General features: G+C 30.2%; 11 protein-coding genes. 9 read left to right on the top strand and 2 right to left on the bottom strand.

Translation table 4 applies throughout. The annotated features are described in order from the left end of the window. The first annotated feature begins 18 nt into the window (after positions 1–18). From T416_RS0102690 to T416_RS0102655, 9 genes are all read left to right on the top strand, one after another. Positions 19–1,143 carry a hypothetical protein gene (locus T416_RS0102690; RefSeq protein ID WP_031489276.1) on the top strand — a complete coding sequence of 375 codons (1,125 nt, stop codon included), beginning with the start codon at positions 19–21 and terminating at the stop codon, positions 1,141–1,143. Positions 1,144–1,233: 90 nt separating this feature from the next. Further along, positions 1,234–5,127: an AAA domain-containing protein gene (locus tag T416_RS0102685; protein ID WP_031489275.1), complete on the top strand. Its 3,894-nt coding sequence runs from the start codon at positions 1,234–1,236 to the stop codon at positions 5,125–5,127. 165 nt (positions 5,128–5,292) lie between these two features. Beyond that, a complete protein-coding gene (locus tag T416_RS0102680) occupies positions 5,293–6,291 on the top strand; it encodes a hypothetical protein (RefSeq protein WP_031489274.1) in 999 nt (332 codons plus the stop codon). Positions 6,292–6,304: 13 nt separating this feature from the next. Beyond that, positions 6,305–7,291 (top strand): hypothetical protein, encoded by a 987-nt coding sequence (locus T416_RS0102675; protein ID WP_031489273.1) that lies wholly within the window; start codon positions 6,305–6,307, stop codon positions 7,289–7,291. 469 nt (positions 7,292–7,760) lie between these two features. Beyond that, the gene (locus tag T416_RS03695) at positions 7,761–9,500 is read left to right on the top strand and encodes a Vmc-like lipoprotein signal peptide domain-containing protein (protein WP_051675975.1); all 1,740 of its coding nucleotides are present in this window, start codon (positions 7,761–7,763) and stop codon (positions 9,498–9,500) included. Between the two features lie 498 nt (positions 9,501–9,998). Beyond that, a complete protein-coding gene (locus tag T416_RS0102665; protein ID WP_031489271.1) occupies positions 9,999–11,915 on the top strand; it encodes a hypothetical protein in 1,917 nt (638 codons plus the stop codon). A 400-nt stretch (positions 11,916–12,315) separates the two neighbouring features. Further along, positions 12,316–12,546 carry a TdeIII family type II restriction endonuclease gene (locus T416_RS03690; RefSeq protein WP_051675974.1) on the top strand — a complete coding sequence of 77 codons (231 nt, stop codon included), beginning with the start codon at positions 12,316–12,318 and terminating at the stop codon, positions 12,544–12,546. 217 nt (positions 12,547–12,763) lie between these two features. After that, the gene (locus T416_RS03685) at positions 12,764–13,138 is read left to right on the top strand and encodes a hypothetical protein (protein ID WP_051675973.1); all 375 of its coding nucleotides are present in this window, start codon (positions 12,764–12,766) and stop codon (positions 13,136–13,138) included. A gap of 10 nt (positions 13,139–13,148) precedes the next feature. Then, complete coding sequence (locus T416_RS0102655; protein WP_031489270.1) at positions 13,149–14,264, top strand: DNA-methyltransferase; 1,116 nt, start codon at positions 13,149–13,151, stop codon at positions 14,262–14,264. Positions 14,265–14,316: 52 nt separating this feature from the next. Here the strand turns inward: T416_RS0102655 and T416_RS0102650 are convergent, their stop codons facing one another. Both T416_RS0102650 and T416_RS03680 read right to left on the bottom strand, forming a co-directional pair. After that, a complete protein-coding gene (locus T416_RS0102650) occupies positions 14,317–17,094 on the bottom strand; it encodes a hypothetical protein (RefSeq protein WP_031489269.1) in 2,778 nt (925 codons plus the stop codon). A 582-nt stretch (positions 17,095–17,676) separates the two neighbouring features. Beyond that, positions 17,677–18,318: a class I SAM-dependent methyltransferase gene (locus T416_RS03680; RefSeq protein WP_051675971.1), complete on the bottom strand. Its 642-nt coding sequence runs from the start codon at positions 18,316–18,318 to the stop codon at positions 17,677–17,679. Between the last annotated feature and the right edge of the window lie 58 nt (positions 18,319–18,376).

Genomic DNA, 18,376 nt, shown 5'->3' with positions numbered 1-18,376 from the left:
TTGGAATGGAGAGGTTAGATGGAAAACACGAAACTAATCCTTTTCATTTTAAATCGTGCTGTTTGTTTATTTAGTATTAAAGTTAATGACGATGGAAATAAAGTCATTCTTTTTGAAAGAGCAAAATTAATTAAACAAGAACTTACTGATGAACTTAACATTGCTTTAATTAATGAAAATATCAAAGAACTTTTAAATCTATATATTAGTCAGTATGGGACACTAAAAACTAATAACATTGAGTTAACATTTGGACTATATTGCTTTGAAACCATATCTTACTATGTTAATCCCGATGAGTTTAACACCCCATTTAACCAAAGTTTATACTTTAACGATAAACTTTTGATTAGTGATGAATTTAAGAGTGATAAAAGTATTCTTGTTGATTACAATGCACAGGAGATTAGCAATAAACTCATTAAGATTATTGCTTATTACATCAATGCTGATGTTTTTCAGGCGATTAAGAAGTGTATTAGTGAATTCAATTTAAAAATTAGTCAAATAACTATTTTTGATAGTTGATTTACAATACCTGACGAATCCATTGAAGAACCAAAGCCAAGAAGTTATCTCCTTAGGATCAACTTTAACTCTTGTTTACTATATAGTTACATTGACAATGTGTTATCGGATAAATTAGAATTCACTAACGACCGATTCCCAAATAATGTACAGATGCTTCTTCAAAGCATAATGACGAATACCAAAATTCCCGTTGAAAACACCTTTCAATATTTATCCTTGTCAACTGGGAAAACCGACATTATTAAATACTACACATCAAACCAAACCAATTTATTCCAATATCTTTCGGTAAGCAGTGGCATACTTAACGATTATATTAATTCATTTTTAAAGAATTTGTTTCTCCAAGAACCAATTCAGTCTGTGCTAAAAAATAATGAATATCTTTCAATCAAGACCGATATGAACGGGTTGCGCACGAACTTAACTAATTTCTTCTTGAACTATGAACATCTAGCTAATGTTTATATTCAACCAGCAATTAATATTTTCGATAGCTTCCTGCTCGATGTTCTTGATGAATGCAAAAGAGATTTATTTAACAATAAAGCAAATAAAAATCTTAAATTAATTCCTAATGTCTTTGATCTTAATAATCAAGGCAATCATTAATATAGGGAATGAATGTAAAGACTAGTTCTCACTAGTCTTTTTTTACTAAAATTAAATAAGCATTATTGTCTTATTTTTAAGGAAGAAATTATGAATCATAACGACATCGATGTTAAATTATTTGGTGATTCCATCGAACCAAACGAAAGTAAGTCAGCAATCAATGATAAGATTATGAACTTACTTAGTTTTGATAGTCGTGATTTATGTATTATGACTCGCATTAACAAGAATGTTCTAAACTTAAAGAACCTTGTTGATCTTACTGAAATGAATCTTTTTCTTAAAAATGAGAGCAATATCATTAATGTCAAAAACTCAGTAAACAAAGAAGAAATTGAAATCGCTTTACAGGAATCTTATGACTACCGAAGTTTCCTTGATGTATTTGAAAGTTTTGACCTTGATGTGAATAATTACCTTAGCACACGCAAACTAAATAACTTAGAAGAAAACTTTGTTGACAATGTCCAAGATTGTATTTTTTCTACCATTAAAAGCATTGATGGGGAAAAAAATCGCATTCTCAACTTAAACAAACTAGCAAAGCAAATTTATAATCAAACAGGTACATGAAGTCTATATTTAGTGTATGATTTTTGTCTTGGGACAACGAGTAAACCTTCTTGTTTTAATGCTCCTTTACTCCTTATTTCAATTGAAATAAAACCGATTAATAACCAGATTATTATTAAAAGAAAAGATAGTCAATGAGTTGTTAATGAAAAGTTAATCCAATTACTAAAAAGAGATTATGGATACAAACAGTCAATTGACCTAAGATCAATTAAGACACTAGAAGATGCTACATCTCTTGTCTCAATAATAATGAATAAAGATGGAATTAACGAATTAAGTACATCTGGCTTTCAAAATTTAAAAACTCAGGAAATAAATGAACTTTATTTAAACAAGGTTAATCACTATCAAGCTCCGATGATTGGCCTTTTCGAACCACAAGGTGGAGCAATAAAAAATGATCTTATCCAAATTATCGACGAAGGTATCGATCCCTTTGTTGATGAAGGATCGTCCTTTAATCAGTCAGTTAATGACCGCAACTATCATTTCTTTGCTTTTAATAACGAACCACCGCTAATGCAGATTAATCGACCGATGAACTTATATCAAAAGTATGCAACATATTCTTCATTAGCTCGTAATACCTTAATCTACGGTCCACCTGGAACTGGAAAAAGTCAAGTTATTTCAAACATTATTTTTAATTGCATTCTAAAGAATAACAACATCCTTGTGGTATCTGACAAACAGGCTGCCCTCGATGTCCTTGAAGAGCGTCTTAGTGAAGTTAACGGTCTTGCACTGTACCTTTATAAAATTAGTGATAAAGAAGAATTTTATAACAAAATAAAAAGTGTCCTTGATTTGCTAGATCGATTTTGATTGTCAAGTAAACCACCTGTTTACGATGAGTTTGAAATCATTAAATACCTCAATAAAAATAAGGATTATAAAAATGTCGTCCATTTCCATGATGTCCAAAAAACTAATATCTCTATTTTCAATAATTTAGTATCATCAAAAGATAGCAATAATCATCATATTCTGGATTATTTTAGTCTTTTAGACCAATTCAAAAATCGCCCTAATATCTTAAAGAATCATACCCAAATCTATCGAACTATTCGGGATGAACTAAGTAAATTAGGAATTGATTTTGTATCGTTTAAAAACCGAATCGAAACAACTTTTAACTTTTTTTTGAACCACAGTATCGCTTTTAACGAAACAAACTACGAAACCATTCATAAACATCTTAGAAGTATGATTGAACTCGAATTAAAGTATAATCTTACATCAACATATCTAAAGGATAAAAAGAATTTTGATTTAAAGGTTTCCATCTTAAATGATTTCTTAGTTAAAAGTAATTTATTTGATATTGTAAAAAACACTGTCAAACATGATCAACTAATTGAATCATTTAGGATTGCTAAAGCATTTTGTGAAAAATATCGTCATCTTCTTACTGAACCTGAGGTTTACTCTTTCCTTCTTAACAACGAAAACACTCATAAGCAATTTCTTCGTCAATATGAAAACTCAACACAGAAGGATCAACCTTATATCGCTGAACAGTACCTGGTAAATAGGGTAATTGTTACGAAAAAACCATTATTAAAAAAGGTGTCACCAAACAAAAAATACCTTGACATTGTCTCTTTATTAAAGGATTATTACTCTAATCTAGATCTTATCGCAATCGGTTTTTCACGAATCGTTGCTTTTCTCGATATTGATAATAACATCCTCTCTAAAAATGTTTTTCTCCTTCATGTTTTTAACCATATATACAGCAATACTTATGTACAGTCGTTATATAACAAGAGTTTTGACGACAGTATTTCTTATGAAATCCTTAAACTTTTTATTGAAAATCAACTAACAATTGAAGACTATACGACATTGAACGACATATATCAGTTCGAGAAGGAAGTTTTAATTGATTACAGTCAAATGTCATCGATGAACTTATTTAATGATTTAAACAACTACCGACAAGCTGAGATTACTTTAGCAAAAAACATTGCTCCCCTTTTCTTTCAAAAGTACATTGAACTTTTAAAGAAGAAAGTATGTTTTCTTTCACCAAGCTTGCAAGAGGAAATAAAAAGTATGATTCAGGTTTTACACCGAAATAATAAACCTGACATCGCACAGTTTATTTTGCAATATTACAAAGTGCTTCGCATCATTTTCCCAATCTGAATCGCAAAACCAAACGATGTTTGTGAACTTCTTCCCCTTTGTCGGAATATTTTTGACTACGGAATTTATGATGAAGCATCACAAATGTTTCTTGAAAAATCATATCCTATTCTTTATCGAACGAAAATTAAAATTGTTGCCGGAGATGAAATGCAGCTCCGTCCAACTTCGTTTTTTAATAGTAAAACTACTCAGGAGATTGAAGAATACGACATTGATGATCTTGACACCGCTATTTCCCTACTTGACCGTGCAAAGGTATCACTTTGGTCTTCGTATATTCTAAGAAACCATTATCGATCAAAAAGTAGTGATTTAATTACTTTTAGTAACCAATATATCTACAACAATAATCTCCATTTTGCTTCACAGAACATCAAAAACGATGTTCCTTTAATGGTTATTGATGTCGAAGACGGGGTGTTTGACGGAATTAATACTCGCGAGGCTGAAGTTGTTCTTAAACAACTTGAAAAAAATGCTAAGCAATATGAGAAAATTCTAATCATCACTTTTAATAATAAACAGAGCGACTATATTTCTTCCCTTCTTTACTCCTCATATAATTATGACCACATCATTACGAAGAAGATGGAAGCTGATTTAATTCAAGTAACAAATCTTGAGAATGTGCAAGGAAATGAAGCTGACCTTGTCATCCTTTCCGTTAGTTATGCTTATAATAGTAACGGAATTCTTAATAATAAATTTGGTCCACTAATGCAGAAAAACGGGATGAATCGGTTAAATGTCGCAATCACTCGTGCGGTTAGCAAAATGATTGTTGTTAAATCAATTCGTCAAACCGACCTTAAGGTCAATACAACAAACAAGGATTTAAAGGTGTTTTTTGATTTTATTTCTTTCCTTGATTTAAAAAAAGCAGAGGCACTAACCGATTCTTATTTAGCTCATCAAGTTCATTATGAAAACGAAAAAGTCTTATCCTATCCTTCATTCTCTCTTTATCAAATTCTTCTATCAAAACTAGAGGAAAATGAAATCATAGTCCACCAGTTTTATATCGGTAACTACCTAATTGATTTTGGGATTTATAACAAGGAAGATAAAACATTCCGTCTTCTCATCGTGTTCTTTGATTACAATCTTCAATATAAGAACAAAAACTATTTGAACGAAGTTTATGATATGTATAACCACTTGAGTGATTTAAAATATCAGGTATTTATTATTAATCCGCTTGATTTTTACCTTGGTCGGGAACAACAAATCAAAAAAATACTTAATCCTTAGAATTAAAATTTTCTGTTCGTTTATATCATCCAACTTCTTTTACTAATATATTTATCGATTAGTTAGTTAATTTCTTTATCCTTAGGAGCAATGGTAGGTTTTTTAATATTGCTAAGAAAGTATTTTTAATATTATTTCATTGGTTCTTTTTATAATATAACATATATGAAAAATGAGCCTAAAAATTACTCTTTAATTAGTCAAAAATTAAAGTCAATGAATTTGTCAAAAGAAGAATTTAAAAAGTGTCGGTTTTGAAAAATAATCAACGAAAATAAGGATGTTATTGATTGATCAAAAAAACTGATACATGCTAATGTTACATCTATGTGTCTCGATAATGATCCCGACCGAATAAGAATAAGAAGCGATTTATTTCTTTGCTCGGCTCATAATAAGGAAAATGTTTTTTTAATTGCTTCTTTCAAGTTTAATGATGGTGAAATATACCATTATGTTTTATCTTCGAAATGGTTTGAAAATTATGTTAAACATTGTAATGTTTCGAATAGTTTTATTAATTTTTCCTTTCAAGATTTACTAGTTTTTAAAAACAATCCTGGATACCAATATAAAAAAATTAGAAAAGATATTACTAAATTTATTTTCTTGATTATTAAAGATCAAGAATTTACTTTTGATAAATTGCTTGAATATCACAATTTGTCTAACAATATTGATTTGGGGTTTAATTATTTATCAGTTAAACATTTATTAAATGATCCTAAAATACCAAACGAAAATAAATCTTTTGTTTTAAAAAAATCTAATTATGGATGTCTCATTCATCGTTATGATAAAAATAGTTGTCGTACGAAAATCGATTGAGAAGCGACCAAAAAAGCGGTTGAAGGAACTAATTTAAATGTTCCAATTGACATTCACCATTTTATTCCAAGATCGGTATTTAAGAAAGCTTGAATTAATCAAAAAGTAGAAAATTTAGATTGGTCAATTATTCACTCAACTGATAATTTAATTCCCTTATGTCAAATATGTCATCAAAGTATTCATAATCAAAACAAAGAACTAGTTTTAACAACTTTTCAGTTAATCAAAAATGCTCTTATTGAAAATGGGGGATGAACTAGTTTTTTACATTTTTTAAAAAATTCTCTAGTTATTAAATATATTGACGAATTATTAAATGAATATATGAATTAAAGAAAGGAAAGGTATGTCAAAAAAATATGTCGTGTGAGACCTCTTTGGTGGTGGGCAAAACAGTGTATACCGAACAATTAAGGAACACCATCTTGAAGATTATTTTGAAATTTACACTTTTGATGTAACCGAACCAACACGGCATCTACATTTGAAAGTTGATCTTGCTCGTGATGACATCATTGAAGTAATGAGAGAGTATCCAAAACCAGACATCATAGTCTCATCTCCCCTCTGTCAATCTTTTTCTTGTGTGTTAAACATGAAGGGTGGTGGAACTTGTTTCTGAAAGTACGAAGACTCATCCAAAACAAAAATCATAGAACGCTCTATCGTTGAATTTGAACAACTAAAAGGTGGTTTTACAAAGAACCTAAAGGCAGATGTTCAACTTTTCATTAAGCGGCTTGGTGAAAAATGTATTAATAATACCATTAAATTAATTAATCATTTTCAACCAAAATATTGATACATTGAAAATCCAAAGCATTCCTTAATGTGAAAGTATATTAAATACAACAGGAGCGACTTTTATAAAAAACATTTTCACTTAAATGAGGCATCGTTAGGTAAATATGGTTTTTTAACAACAAAACCAACCATTTTCTTATCAAATATCTTTCTTAATTTAGAAAAGGGAAAAATCCCACCACCTTATACGATAGAAGTTATTAATGACAAAAAGTATTATGTCCTAAAAGATGATCCATCGGCTAAACTAGAGTGTTCCCTAGATAGTCGTATGCTTGGTCTTGCTTCTTTAAAAAAGATGATTAAAGCGCGCAATGCTAAATCCGGGATGGGTGCAATGGACTTTGTTATGCGTTCAGGAAAGACAATTAATCAAAAAAATAAAATGGTTAATGAACAACTCTCCGAAGCAGGTCCAGCTAGTGCCATTCCTCATCTCCTTCTTAAAGAAATTTTTATGTCTTTCCTTTCTTTACTTGAAAAAGATGATGAAATTCCTGAAAAAACTAATCTTCATATTTCCCTTTAAAGCATTGTTGAGAAATAACTAACTTTGCATAGTTTTTTTTATCAACTAAAACTGCAAAGAAGAATTAAGATAAAATCGCTAAAAAACGAACAAGATAGCACATTATTGCTACCTTTTTTAAGCAAAAATGGACATCTTTTTATATATTCTTCATCAATAAAAAAGAAAAAAATATAAACTTTTGAAAAAGAAAACCTACTATGGTTAGCTTTAAATTAGATATGGAAAGGTGTAAAAAAAGAAATTAGCAAAATAGACAATATAAAAAAGAGTTCGTATCGTTGTGATTTTTCATATTCACTTTATAGTACATCAATCTCCAATTAGTTAGTGCTAGAGCATATAGAAAAAAGATACAACTACAAACGCATACCGTAATCTAAGAATAATTAATCCGCTCCAAGCATTTTTCGACTTGGTAAGGATTTAATGTAGTATATCAATATTTCGATAAGGATCAATCTTTATAATGACAAAGAAAAAACAAAATATATTATTTAGTTTTCTAGGAACTTTTGCTATCTCAGCTTCAATCGCTGCAGTCGCGGTCGCTTGTCGACCTGAAACGGGAAAGGGGAATCAAAGTAAAAAACCTAAAACCCCAGAAAAACCAAAGAATCCTCAGGAACCAAAGGGACCGAAAACCCCAGAAAAACCAAATAAACCTGAAGATGGTAAAAAAACTCCAGAGACAAAACCTGAAGACGGAAAGAAGACACCAGAAAAAGGTAAGGATGAAAAGAAACCAGAAGCTGGAAAAGACAAGAAACCAGAGAATCCTAAGAAACCAGAGATGCCTAAGGAACCGGAAAAGAAACCATCACCTAATAAACCAACTCCCCCTACTCCAACACCAGTCCCTCCTCCAACTGATAAACCACAACTTTCAGACGATGAACTTCTTAAAAAATTAACTTCATCAACTATTGAAAATAAAGAAATCTCTCAAAATAAGGTTGTTGTTACTCTTAAGCTTAGTGAAGAAACACATTCTGCTCTTAATGCTAAAAATGGTGCTCTAATTAAGGCTAAGTTAACTGAAAAAAATAAAAAACCTACTGAAACTAACAAACACGAAGAAGAAAAAACTGTTCAAATTTCTGACACTAAAATTCTTGAATTTACTTTCACAAATTTAAATCCATCAACGGACTATATAATCACCTTCACATTTGGTGATGGTAAAAATGCTAATTTCAAGAAACATGAAATTAAGACTGCTGTACCTGTAGTTGATATCGAAAAAGCAAGAGAACCTAAGGATGCTTTCTTAACAACTGGAAATACTATAAGAGAATTTGAATTATCACTAGATAAAGATAGTAAACCGAGTTGAATAACCGAAGCTGAAAAGAAACAAAATGTTTTAGCTAACTTCGTTTTTGAAGTTGAGTTAGATGATGGTAAAAATACTAAACAAGAAACATCAAGCCAATTTCCTATAAGTGTTCAATCTTTATATTTAGCTGATGACAAAACCCTTTCGTTAAACGGTTTCTTCCAAATTCCAAGTAGTGCTTATGACACAAAAAATAATAAAGAAATTCCATTGAAATCATACAAAGTTAAAAAGATAGAAATCAGGGATCAAAATAATAAGAATACTACTTTAGAAACTTTTAACCTAACTAATGAAATCATTTCCGACCCTAAACTTGACTTCCAACCTCCAAAAGTTAAAGATGTTATCAAAAAAGACAAAAAACTTTACATTGAATTTGACCAGTCAATTGAGGGATTAAGCTTTAGCGAAGACTTCTTATTCGCGGAAAACGCTGCTCAAATACCATTAATTCCTGGACAAGTTTTCCTTCCTATAAACAATTTTGAACATAAAGTTGTTTCAAGAAAAGACGAAAAAGGTCCTGGTCGAATTCTTGAAATTTCATTTACTAATATTGATAAAAAATACACTTCAGTTAAATTATTTAAATTACTAATTAAAAAACAAGACAGAATCTATACCCACTTATTTTTACCAATAAGACACAATAGTGGAAAAGACAATGATATTACTATTAATTTCAAGGAATCAAGTCCATCTGGAACAAACACTACTAATCCTAAGACTAGTTCGCCAAGTTCATCCACTGTCACACCATCGAAACCACCTGTAATTGCATCGGATGATAAAGATAATGTAATCATAAATGTACCAGACAGTAAAAAACTAACCGAATTTTTAAAAAATTACAATTTTGGTAATTAATAACCTAAAGTCTTTAATTCATCATCTTTCCATTTCTCATTCAATATTTGAAACTCAAGTGCATCTGCATTTGGGTTTTTATTTTAATAAAGTACAATGTTTATTACCACCCGTACACATTGAAACCATACAATAACCAGGGTTTCATGAAAACCAAGCACATATTAAAAAAATAAATTTTCATTTGATAGACCAAAGAAGAAGAACAAAAGAATAGATGAAAATTGTATCCTAAATTTTCTCCACAAGAATATAACCTTGATTAAGAAATTAGTTTACCATCGAATAATGCAATTCCAGAATCGACAAAAAAAGGAAGCGAAAAAAATGAAAATAAGTTTTTCAAAACTAAAAGCAAGGAAAATATCGTTTATTTCTTCATAAAATCATCATTTTTTAAGAAAAAACTATATTATAAAATGAATAATAACCACATTGAAATCATATATATTAATTCAATAAGCTGAAAGGTATAAATAATGAACGAAATTAACGAAGTTGAAAAATCCAAAAAAACGAAGACGCACCGCCGGGATCGTTCTTGGTTCGCTATTCGGTATTGCAGCAGTTGGAGTTACCATTGGTCTTCCAATACATTTTACTAGAAACAATAGTGCTCTTGTTAATCCAAGATCGCTATCAATTACTGTTTCTAAAATCGATAGTGATAAGGCTTCTTTTGTTCTTAACAAATTAGATGTTAAAAACAACTTAAATAAAGAAATTTTAGTAAGAGTTTATCCCAAGAATTACAAGAGTAAAGCATTTACAAAGAAGTTTATAGTAAAGAGTGATCAAATTACTCTTAACTTTGGACAAGACAACAATAACTCCTTAACTCCCGATACTGATTATGTCCTTGAAGTCATTTCTGGTAATAATGTTATTCTTACAAGACACTTTAAAACAGAAAGTAAGAAGGACACAACTCCGAAGCAACCTGAAGATGGAAATAAAAAGCCTGAGGCACCAGAAGTACCAAAGCAACCTGAAGACGGAAAGAACGATGGAAATAAAAAGCCTGAAGCACCAGAAGTACCAAAGCAACCTGAACCAACTCCTCCTGCTCCAACACCAGTCCCTCCACCATCTGACAAACCAAAATTAAACGAAGATGAGATAGCTGATAAACTTTCTAAATCAGTTGTTGAAAACAAGGAAGTTACTCAAAATAAAATTGCTGTTACTCTTAAACTCGACCAAGAAGCTTTCGATGCTCTTAAAGCAAAAAGCGATGTGGTAATCAAAGCTAAGTTAACTGAAAAAGATAAAAAGATTACTGATACTAATTCACATGAAGAAACAAAAGAAGTTAAACTTGGTACATCAAAAGATCTTGACTTCGTCTTCGAAAATTTAAAACCTTCAAAGGACTATACAATCACTTTTATGTATGGTGATGGTAAAAAGTCTGACTTTAAGAAACATAATGTTAAAACAACGGTTATTAGTGTTGAAATTCCAAATGCGAGAGAACCTAAAGATGCATTCTTAACTACGGGAAGTGTTGCGAGAGAATTCGAATATACGGTAGAAAATAAAGAAAGTAAGCCAAGCTGAATAGATAATAATGACAAAAATCAAGATGTATTAGCTAGCTTTACTTTTGAAGTTGAATTAGATGATGAAAAACATACAAAAAAAGAAGTCTCTTCACCTTTCCCTATTAAAATTAGAGCACTATATTCTGTTGATGATAAGACCTTAACTTTAAGTGGATATTTCCCACTTCCTGGTTCAGCATTCGATGAAGCTAACAAAAAAGAAATTCCTTTAAAGAACTATAAAGTTAAGATGATTGAAATTAAAAATAAAGATAACAAGTCTACTGCTGAAACACTAAGTTTAGGCAGTGAATTAGAATCAAATACGCAACTTGACTTCCAACCACCTAAGATTAAAGATGTAATTAAAAAAGACAATAAAATGTATATTGAATTTGATCAATCAATAGAAGGACTTGCTTTCAATGAAAGTTTCACTTTCGCTGAAAACGGTGGTCAACTTCCTTTCCCATTCCCACCACCTAGTGATTTCTTATCTGACAAAAATTACGAAGAAAAAATTGTCTCAAGAAAAGGTGGTTCTAGTTCTGGTCAAATTCTTGAAATATCATTTGAGAAAATTGATAAGAAATATACAGCTGTTCGTTTATTCAAACTATCAATTAAGAAACAGGATCGAATTTATACTTACTTATTCACTCTTGCTCGTCACAATGCTGGAAAAGATCAAGATATTACAATTGAATTCAACAAGCAGAATCCTAGTGGTGCAAGTACTGATGGTAAAATAACCGTACCTAAGACACAACCACCAGTAGTTTCTTCAAATCCTAATGATAATTTTGAAATTAAATTACCTGATGCTAAAAAATTAGCTGAATTGATTAAAAATTACGGTTTAGGTAACTAATAACAACTATCTCAAAACACCACTTAGCAATCATTCAAAGCGGTGTTTTTTTAATCCATTCAAGGAGTATTCCACTTCCCTTGTTTACTAATGTAATAATGGTTAAAATAAACACTAAAAAAGAGATTTCTAATTAATCGACCATTAATATTCTGTTTTAGTTTTTCTGGAAAATTTTTAATATCCTTCTTTTCATTATGTTCAAATTACATTTAATTCATCAATGGTTACTAAATTAAAATGCCATTTTTACCTAACCATAGGTTAGGGGTATATTATTGACAAAAAAAATGAAAACTAACACATATCAATAGCAACTATCTATATAAGGTATTTCCTAAGTATAAGCTATAATATATTAATAGTTTATATAATAGCAATACAATTGAGTAAAGAGTTAATGTATATACCATATAAAGATTTTAAAAATATGCTTGATCAAAAGATCAAGATAAATAGTAAAGAGTATACAAACATTCTTAAAAAAATAATTGAAAATCCCCACCGTTACTCTGAAGTTTTTAGAGTGACAAACATTAATACAAAGATCATCCAAAACTTAACTCAAAGTAATGAAATCAAATTTGGCGACTTTCTTGAAGATATAATCTCTGAATACATTCAAAAATAAAGGTTATCAATTACTTGATAAAAGAATAAAAGATAGTTCTTCGAAGGTATTTGATATAGATCATTTTTTTTACTGATAACACCAATATTTATGTAGTTGAACAAAAAATGAGAGATGACCACGATAGCACCAAAAAAGAAGGTCAAATTAAAAATTTTTTTAGCAAAATTGAGCTTGTTAAAGAATCTAAAGATAACAAAAATATAATCGGAATTTTATGATTTATCGATTCTTCATTTTCAAAAAACAAATCGTTCTACGAGCGATTAATCAAGGGTTTCCAAGAAAAAACAAAGGTATTCAAGTAAAACTCTTTTATGGTGATGAATTTTTTAAATTTCTCAATATGACAGAAGTATATGAAGAATTAATAGACCATCTTAAACAATATAAACAAGAAAATAATGATGTACCATTTAATCCTTTCAATACGAATAATTCTTTAAACCTATTCACCGAATTAGTTAATCTGGATGAAAAATATTGAAATAAACTTAACAGCGACGATGAAATTTATTTGTCATTACGAAATGAACTATTTAAAACAAATGAAATGTTTGAACAAATTAAATTAGAACGAAGAAAAAAATAAGGGAGATCCTATGAAATTAAATATCATCATTAATGAAGATTGTATCAAAGCAATGAATCAACTTCCTGAAAACAGTATTGATTTAATTTTCGCAGATCCTCCTTACTGAATGAGAACAAAAGGAACTCTTCTTCGTGTCGAAGGTACAGAATTTAATGGTGTGTCTGACGACTGAGATCATTTTGATTCAGAAGAAGAATACAATTCTTTTACCAAAAAATGATTAGAAGCTTGCTACCGCATCCTAAAGAAAGATGGATCAATCTGAGTCATTGGTGGAATGCAGTGCATCTATACCATTGGAAGTATCATGCAGGAAATTGGTTTTTGACTTATCAACGATGTTATTTGACATAAAAAGAATCCAACTCCAAACTTTAAGGGAACTAGACTAACAAATAGTCATGAAACCTTAATTTGAGCAACCAAAAGTAGTCGCTCAAAGTACACATTTAATTACAAGACAGCAAAGGAATTAAATACTGAAATCGTTGATTTCAAAGATGGAATAAGAAAACAACTTGGTTCAGTCTGACGGTTCTCGGTGGTCTCTGGTAACGAACGACTAAGGGATACGAATGGTAATAAGCTCCATAGTACTCAAAAACCACTAGAAATGCTTTACCGGATTATTACTTTATCATCAAGAGTAAATGATATTGTGTTGGATCCTTTCGGGGGAACAATGACTACCGGAGTGATTGCAAAACAAACCGGTCGCAACTATATAATGATCGAAAACAATACTGAATATTGTGAAATCGGACAAAAACGCATCGATTCTGTCATTCCTAAGATTAACGACCTTGAAAAAGCAATTTACGATAAAAAACCGGTGCGTGTTCGTATCAAGGAAATGATTGAAAATGGTATTCTTTTTCAAGATGAACCTTTTTATTTTAAGGATGGAAAAACAACTGGTGCTAAAATTAAAATAGACGAAAAACTATCACTGTCTTCTGGAGAATCGGTTGATATCCACACCGGTGCAGCATTACTCTCTAATAAAAAAGCAAACCGGGTTAATGGTTTTGACTATTGGTATGTAAAAAGGGATGGAAATCTCATCTCAATTAAAGATTTAAGAGAGCAATACCGAAAGACGAAGGAAAACGATGGAAAATAAATAAATTCAAATGTAAGTAAATTACACTTGAATTGAATAAATCCTATTTATCCTATTTTTCTTGTTTCTTTTTTCGTTTTAAATAGTATCAGGTACCAACACCGATACCAATACCAGCTGGAATTAGAACAAGCGGAGTTGCAACAGCTGCTGCAATATTAGTTTTTGATTTAGTTTTTTTCTCCATGACATCAGGAAGGTCTGGGATTTTTGGAGAATCTGGGGTTTTTGGTTTCTCTTTCGATTGGTTTTGTTGCTCAACAACAGCACTTTGGATTTCTGTTTTAAGTGCTCTTAGTTCATTAATACTCTTTGCATTCTTGACTTTATCTTGTAATTCATTTTTTCTTGGATTACCATCGTCTAGTTTATTTAGTTCAAGCATTACTAAACTAAGTTCTTTGTTAAATTCCTCTTCTACTTTCTTAGTTAATTCCTTTAATTTTTCAAGATTGTCTTTATTCATTGAAAGATCTTTTTTTAATTGATCACTTTGGTCGGAACCTTCAATTTTATTGATTGCGTCTTTAGCATCTTGCTTAATTTTTGCTTCTTCTTGTTCTTTTTTTACTCTGCTTAGTTCTTCATCTAGTTTCATTAAGGATTCAATATTAGGAGCACTATCGATCTTACTTTGATAGTCTTTCTTATCCAGTAATTGATTGAAAAGACTCAGTGTTTTATTTTTCACACTATTAAAGAGTTCATTTGCTTTCAATGTAAGATTATTTAACTTCATCTCATCATCATTATCGTTTGTTAATGATGACTTCAATGTTTGGTATTGATTTGAACCTTTTGTTTTTTCCACCGCAATAGAAGCAAGTTTTCTCGCTTGAGCTAAAGACTGTTCTTTAGCTACTTTTGTGATTTCGGTTGTTAAGGAATTTAGAGTACCTACATCGGCCGCTTTATCAATTTTATTTTGATAATCTTTCTTATCGAGTAACAACTGGAAAGCTTGAAGTGCCTTATTTTTCGCAGCAGTATATAGATTATCAGCTTTTTCAGTTAGCGAGTTTAATTTTGAAACATCATCCCCAGCTGAACTTAATTCTTGTTTTAGTTGATTATATTGTGTTGAACCTTTTGTTTTTTCAACAGCCATTGAAGCATGTTTTTTTGCTTTGTCAATTTCTTGCTTTTGCTTTTCAACTTTAATTTCTTCATTTAATTTAGAAAGATCACCAATGTTTTTTGCTTCATCAAACTTTTTTTGAAAATCCTTCTTATCATCAAGAGCGGTTAAATTATCCATTGTTTCCTTGTGGATATTATCGTATTCTTCCTTCATTTCCTTTACAAGAGCAAGAAGTAGGTCAGTTTGGTTTTGAGATGAAGAATTTCTTCGATTATATTCTTCGTGTTTCTTTGAACCCTCGGTTTTTTTAAGTAAATCTTCCGCTTCTGCACGAGCATTAATTAGATTTTCATTACCACGAATTTTTATTGAATCAGCAGCAATAGATTTAAGTGTTTTAACATTAGGAGCATCGTTAACTGCTTGAGTTTGAGCATTACGAGTCATCTCATCAAGAATCATATTAACCGCTTCTAGAGCTGATTTCTTTTCATTTATGAACTCATTGTCAGCTTCTTGCTTAATTGCAGATAATTGTTCATGAGTAAGTTGTTGAATTTTTAACTTTTCAACAAACTCATCGTACATATCAGAACCTTCAGCTTTAGCAACAGAGGCTTCAACTTCTTTTCTAAATTCAGCAAGTAATAAAATATCAATTTCTTTTTCAATTTTTTTTAAAACACCGATGTTTTTAGATTTTTTAAGTTTTTCTTCCACCTTATCATCTTTATTTTTAAGTGTCTTGAATTTATTAGTTAACTTGACATATTCAACATTAAACAAAGCTTCAGCATCGTCTCTTAGCGTAGTCAACTCAGTTAATGAAGTGTCTTTTGTAATTGCTTTAATTCTCTTTTTAAAATTTTCATCATACTGTTCTGATCCTCTTGTTTTTCTTACTGCAAGAAAAGCTTCAAGTCTCCTTTTATCATTGATGTTTTCGTCATCAACTTGTTTCGCAATTTGGTTAATGGTATTATCGCCGCTAATTTTTAATATTTTATCAAATTTCGGTTTAAGTACTTCAATCGTTCTTCTAAAATCAGAAGACCCCGCACTTATTCCTTCTTCAGTTTTTAACAAGTCTAATACTTCTTTTTTTAAAGTTATATTATCCTTATGTTTTTTTAAAATTTGCAAAGCAACAAATTGAATTATAAGAAGTCTTACAAACGAAACTTCTTCAAACTTTGAGTCAAAATATGTACTATAAATACGATTAGATTTAAACTCTTTATCCAACTTATCATCGTTGTCTACAGCTACTTTTTTCAAACTATTAAGTAAGTACTTTTCATAGTCAAAATCTTCTTGTTCTCATAAACGAACAAAATCGGTATTGTAATATTCTAGTTCTTGAAAATTAGCTTTAATATTCTCTAAATCAGCCCTGTGCTTCGGATCTTTAAAAATATCTATTTCATTTAAAAATTTCTGATATGGAATGGAAACTATTTTTCTTTCATTAGTTTTTAAAATTCGCTTTAAAACTTCATAAGCATGTTTTAGGTAATATTGGATTCTTAATGCTTCACCCCTGAAATATAAATCAAAATCTTCAACATTATCTATATCTTCACCACGTACAGGTTTTTTTGGACGATTGGCATCAACAATTTTTGTAACTCTATTTGTTTCAACTCCTGTTTGAACTGGATTTCTAGTTTCACCAGCTTGTAAACTAACACTCGTTGGAGCACCGGCTATTAAAACAGAGTTTACTAAGAGTTTTAAAATTGATTTCATATCCACCTCTATGGTTCATTCTTCTTACGAACTTGTTATTTTTATTAAGTTTTTTTAAACATCTATGTTAAATAAAAAATTTAGTCATATTAATTTACCTATTAAGATTTTTATTAAACAATAGAACTTAAAGATAAATTAAGTGCAGCAAATTTAATTAGAGTGCATAATTAACAAAATGATTTTTTTTATCATATATGCGCATATAGTCATAATATTTTATAGATTAATTTTCAAATTTTTTTTAAAAATAACAAAGATGATAGATAAAAATTGCAAAATCACCCTAGATGATTAAGTTGCACAAAGAAATCTTGCTCTTTTTTCGTCCAGAATGACCAAAAAAAGATGATTGAAAAAAATTGGTTTTGTTCTAAAAATCCATTTTTTTAACGAATATACTACTGGAGTGATCCTTAGTCGATTAAAAAACTCCTTTGATTTCCTTGTTTTTTCTTGATATTTTTTCTTCATAAAAAGTTAATATATGGGTTTTTGTTAACCGAAATAAAAAAACCAAGATAAGCTCCATCTTATCTTGGCAAGAGTTAAGGATTTTAAATCCGGTGTGAATTGAAATGCTTAATTATTATTTTTGATTGCCTCAATTACAATTCATCCCTTTTCTCGTTTAAAATTAAACACGATTCGATCAAACCCAGCTTCGTTTAATTCCTTCATCATGACATATTCGTCAGTAGCAATTAATCCTGGAATGTTCGTATACGGAATTAGTTTTTCCTTCATTGAAACAACAAGATAGAAAGAACCACCTTTTTTTAGAATACGGAAGATATTCTTGAAAGATGTTGGTCGGTCTTTTCAAAAATAAACTGAACTAAATGAGGTAATAACAGTGTAAGTTTCAGATGCAACATCATAGTTGCTAACATCTGCTTTTAAGACTTCTACCTTATTGCTTTTAACCTCTTCTTCGTTAACTTCTTTTGAAACTTGACAAGCCATATCAGAGATGTCAATCCCTGTTATGTGTTTTGCTTTTTCGGCCATTCGTTTTAAATTAATGCCCCCACCACATCCGATGTCAAGGACGGTGTCATCTTCTTTAAGACGGATGACGCTTAAACCGAAGTCACCCATATCTTTATGACCTTTATTCATTCCAATGGTTAAATTTCGACCAAGTTCATCGTTAGATGGACATCCATAACTTTCGTTAGTAGGTCCTTCCTCATCGTGGATTCTTTTTGTTTCTTTTGCCATATTATTTTCTTTCTTTTATATTTCTTTATCAGTAACTCTAATATAAATTAATTTATAT

The sequence above is a fragment of the Ureaplasma canigenitalium ATCC 51252 genome (assembly GCF_000712165.1).
Taxonomy (GTDB): domain Bacteria; phylum Bacillota_I; class Bacilli_A; order Mycoplasmatales; family Mycoplasmoidaceae; genus Ureaplasma; species Ureaplasma canigenitalium.
This window is presented reverse-complemented; position numbering and strand designations above follow the sequence as displayed.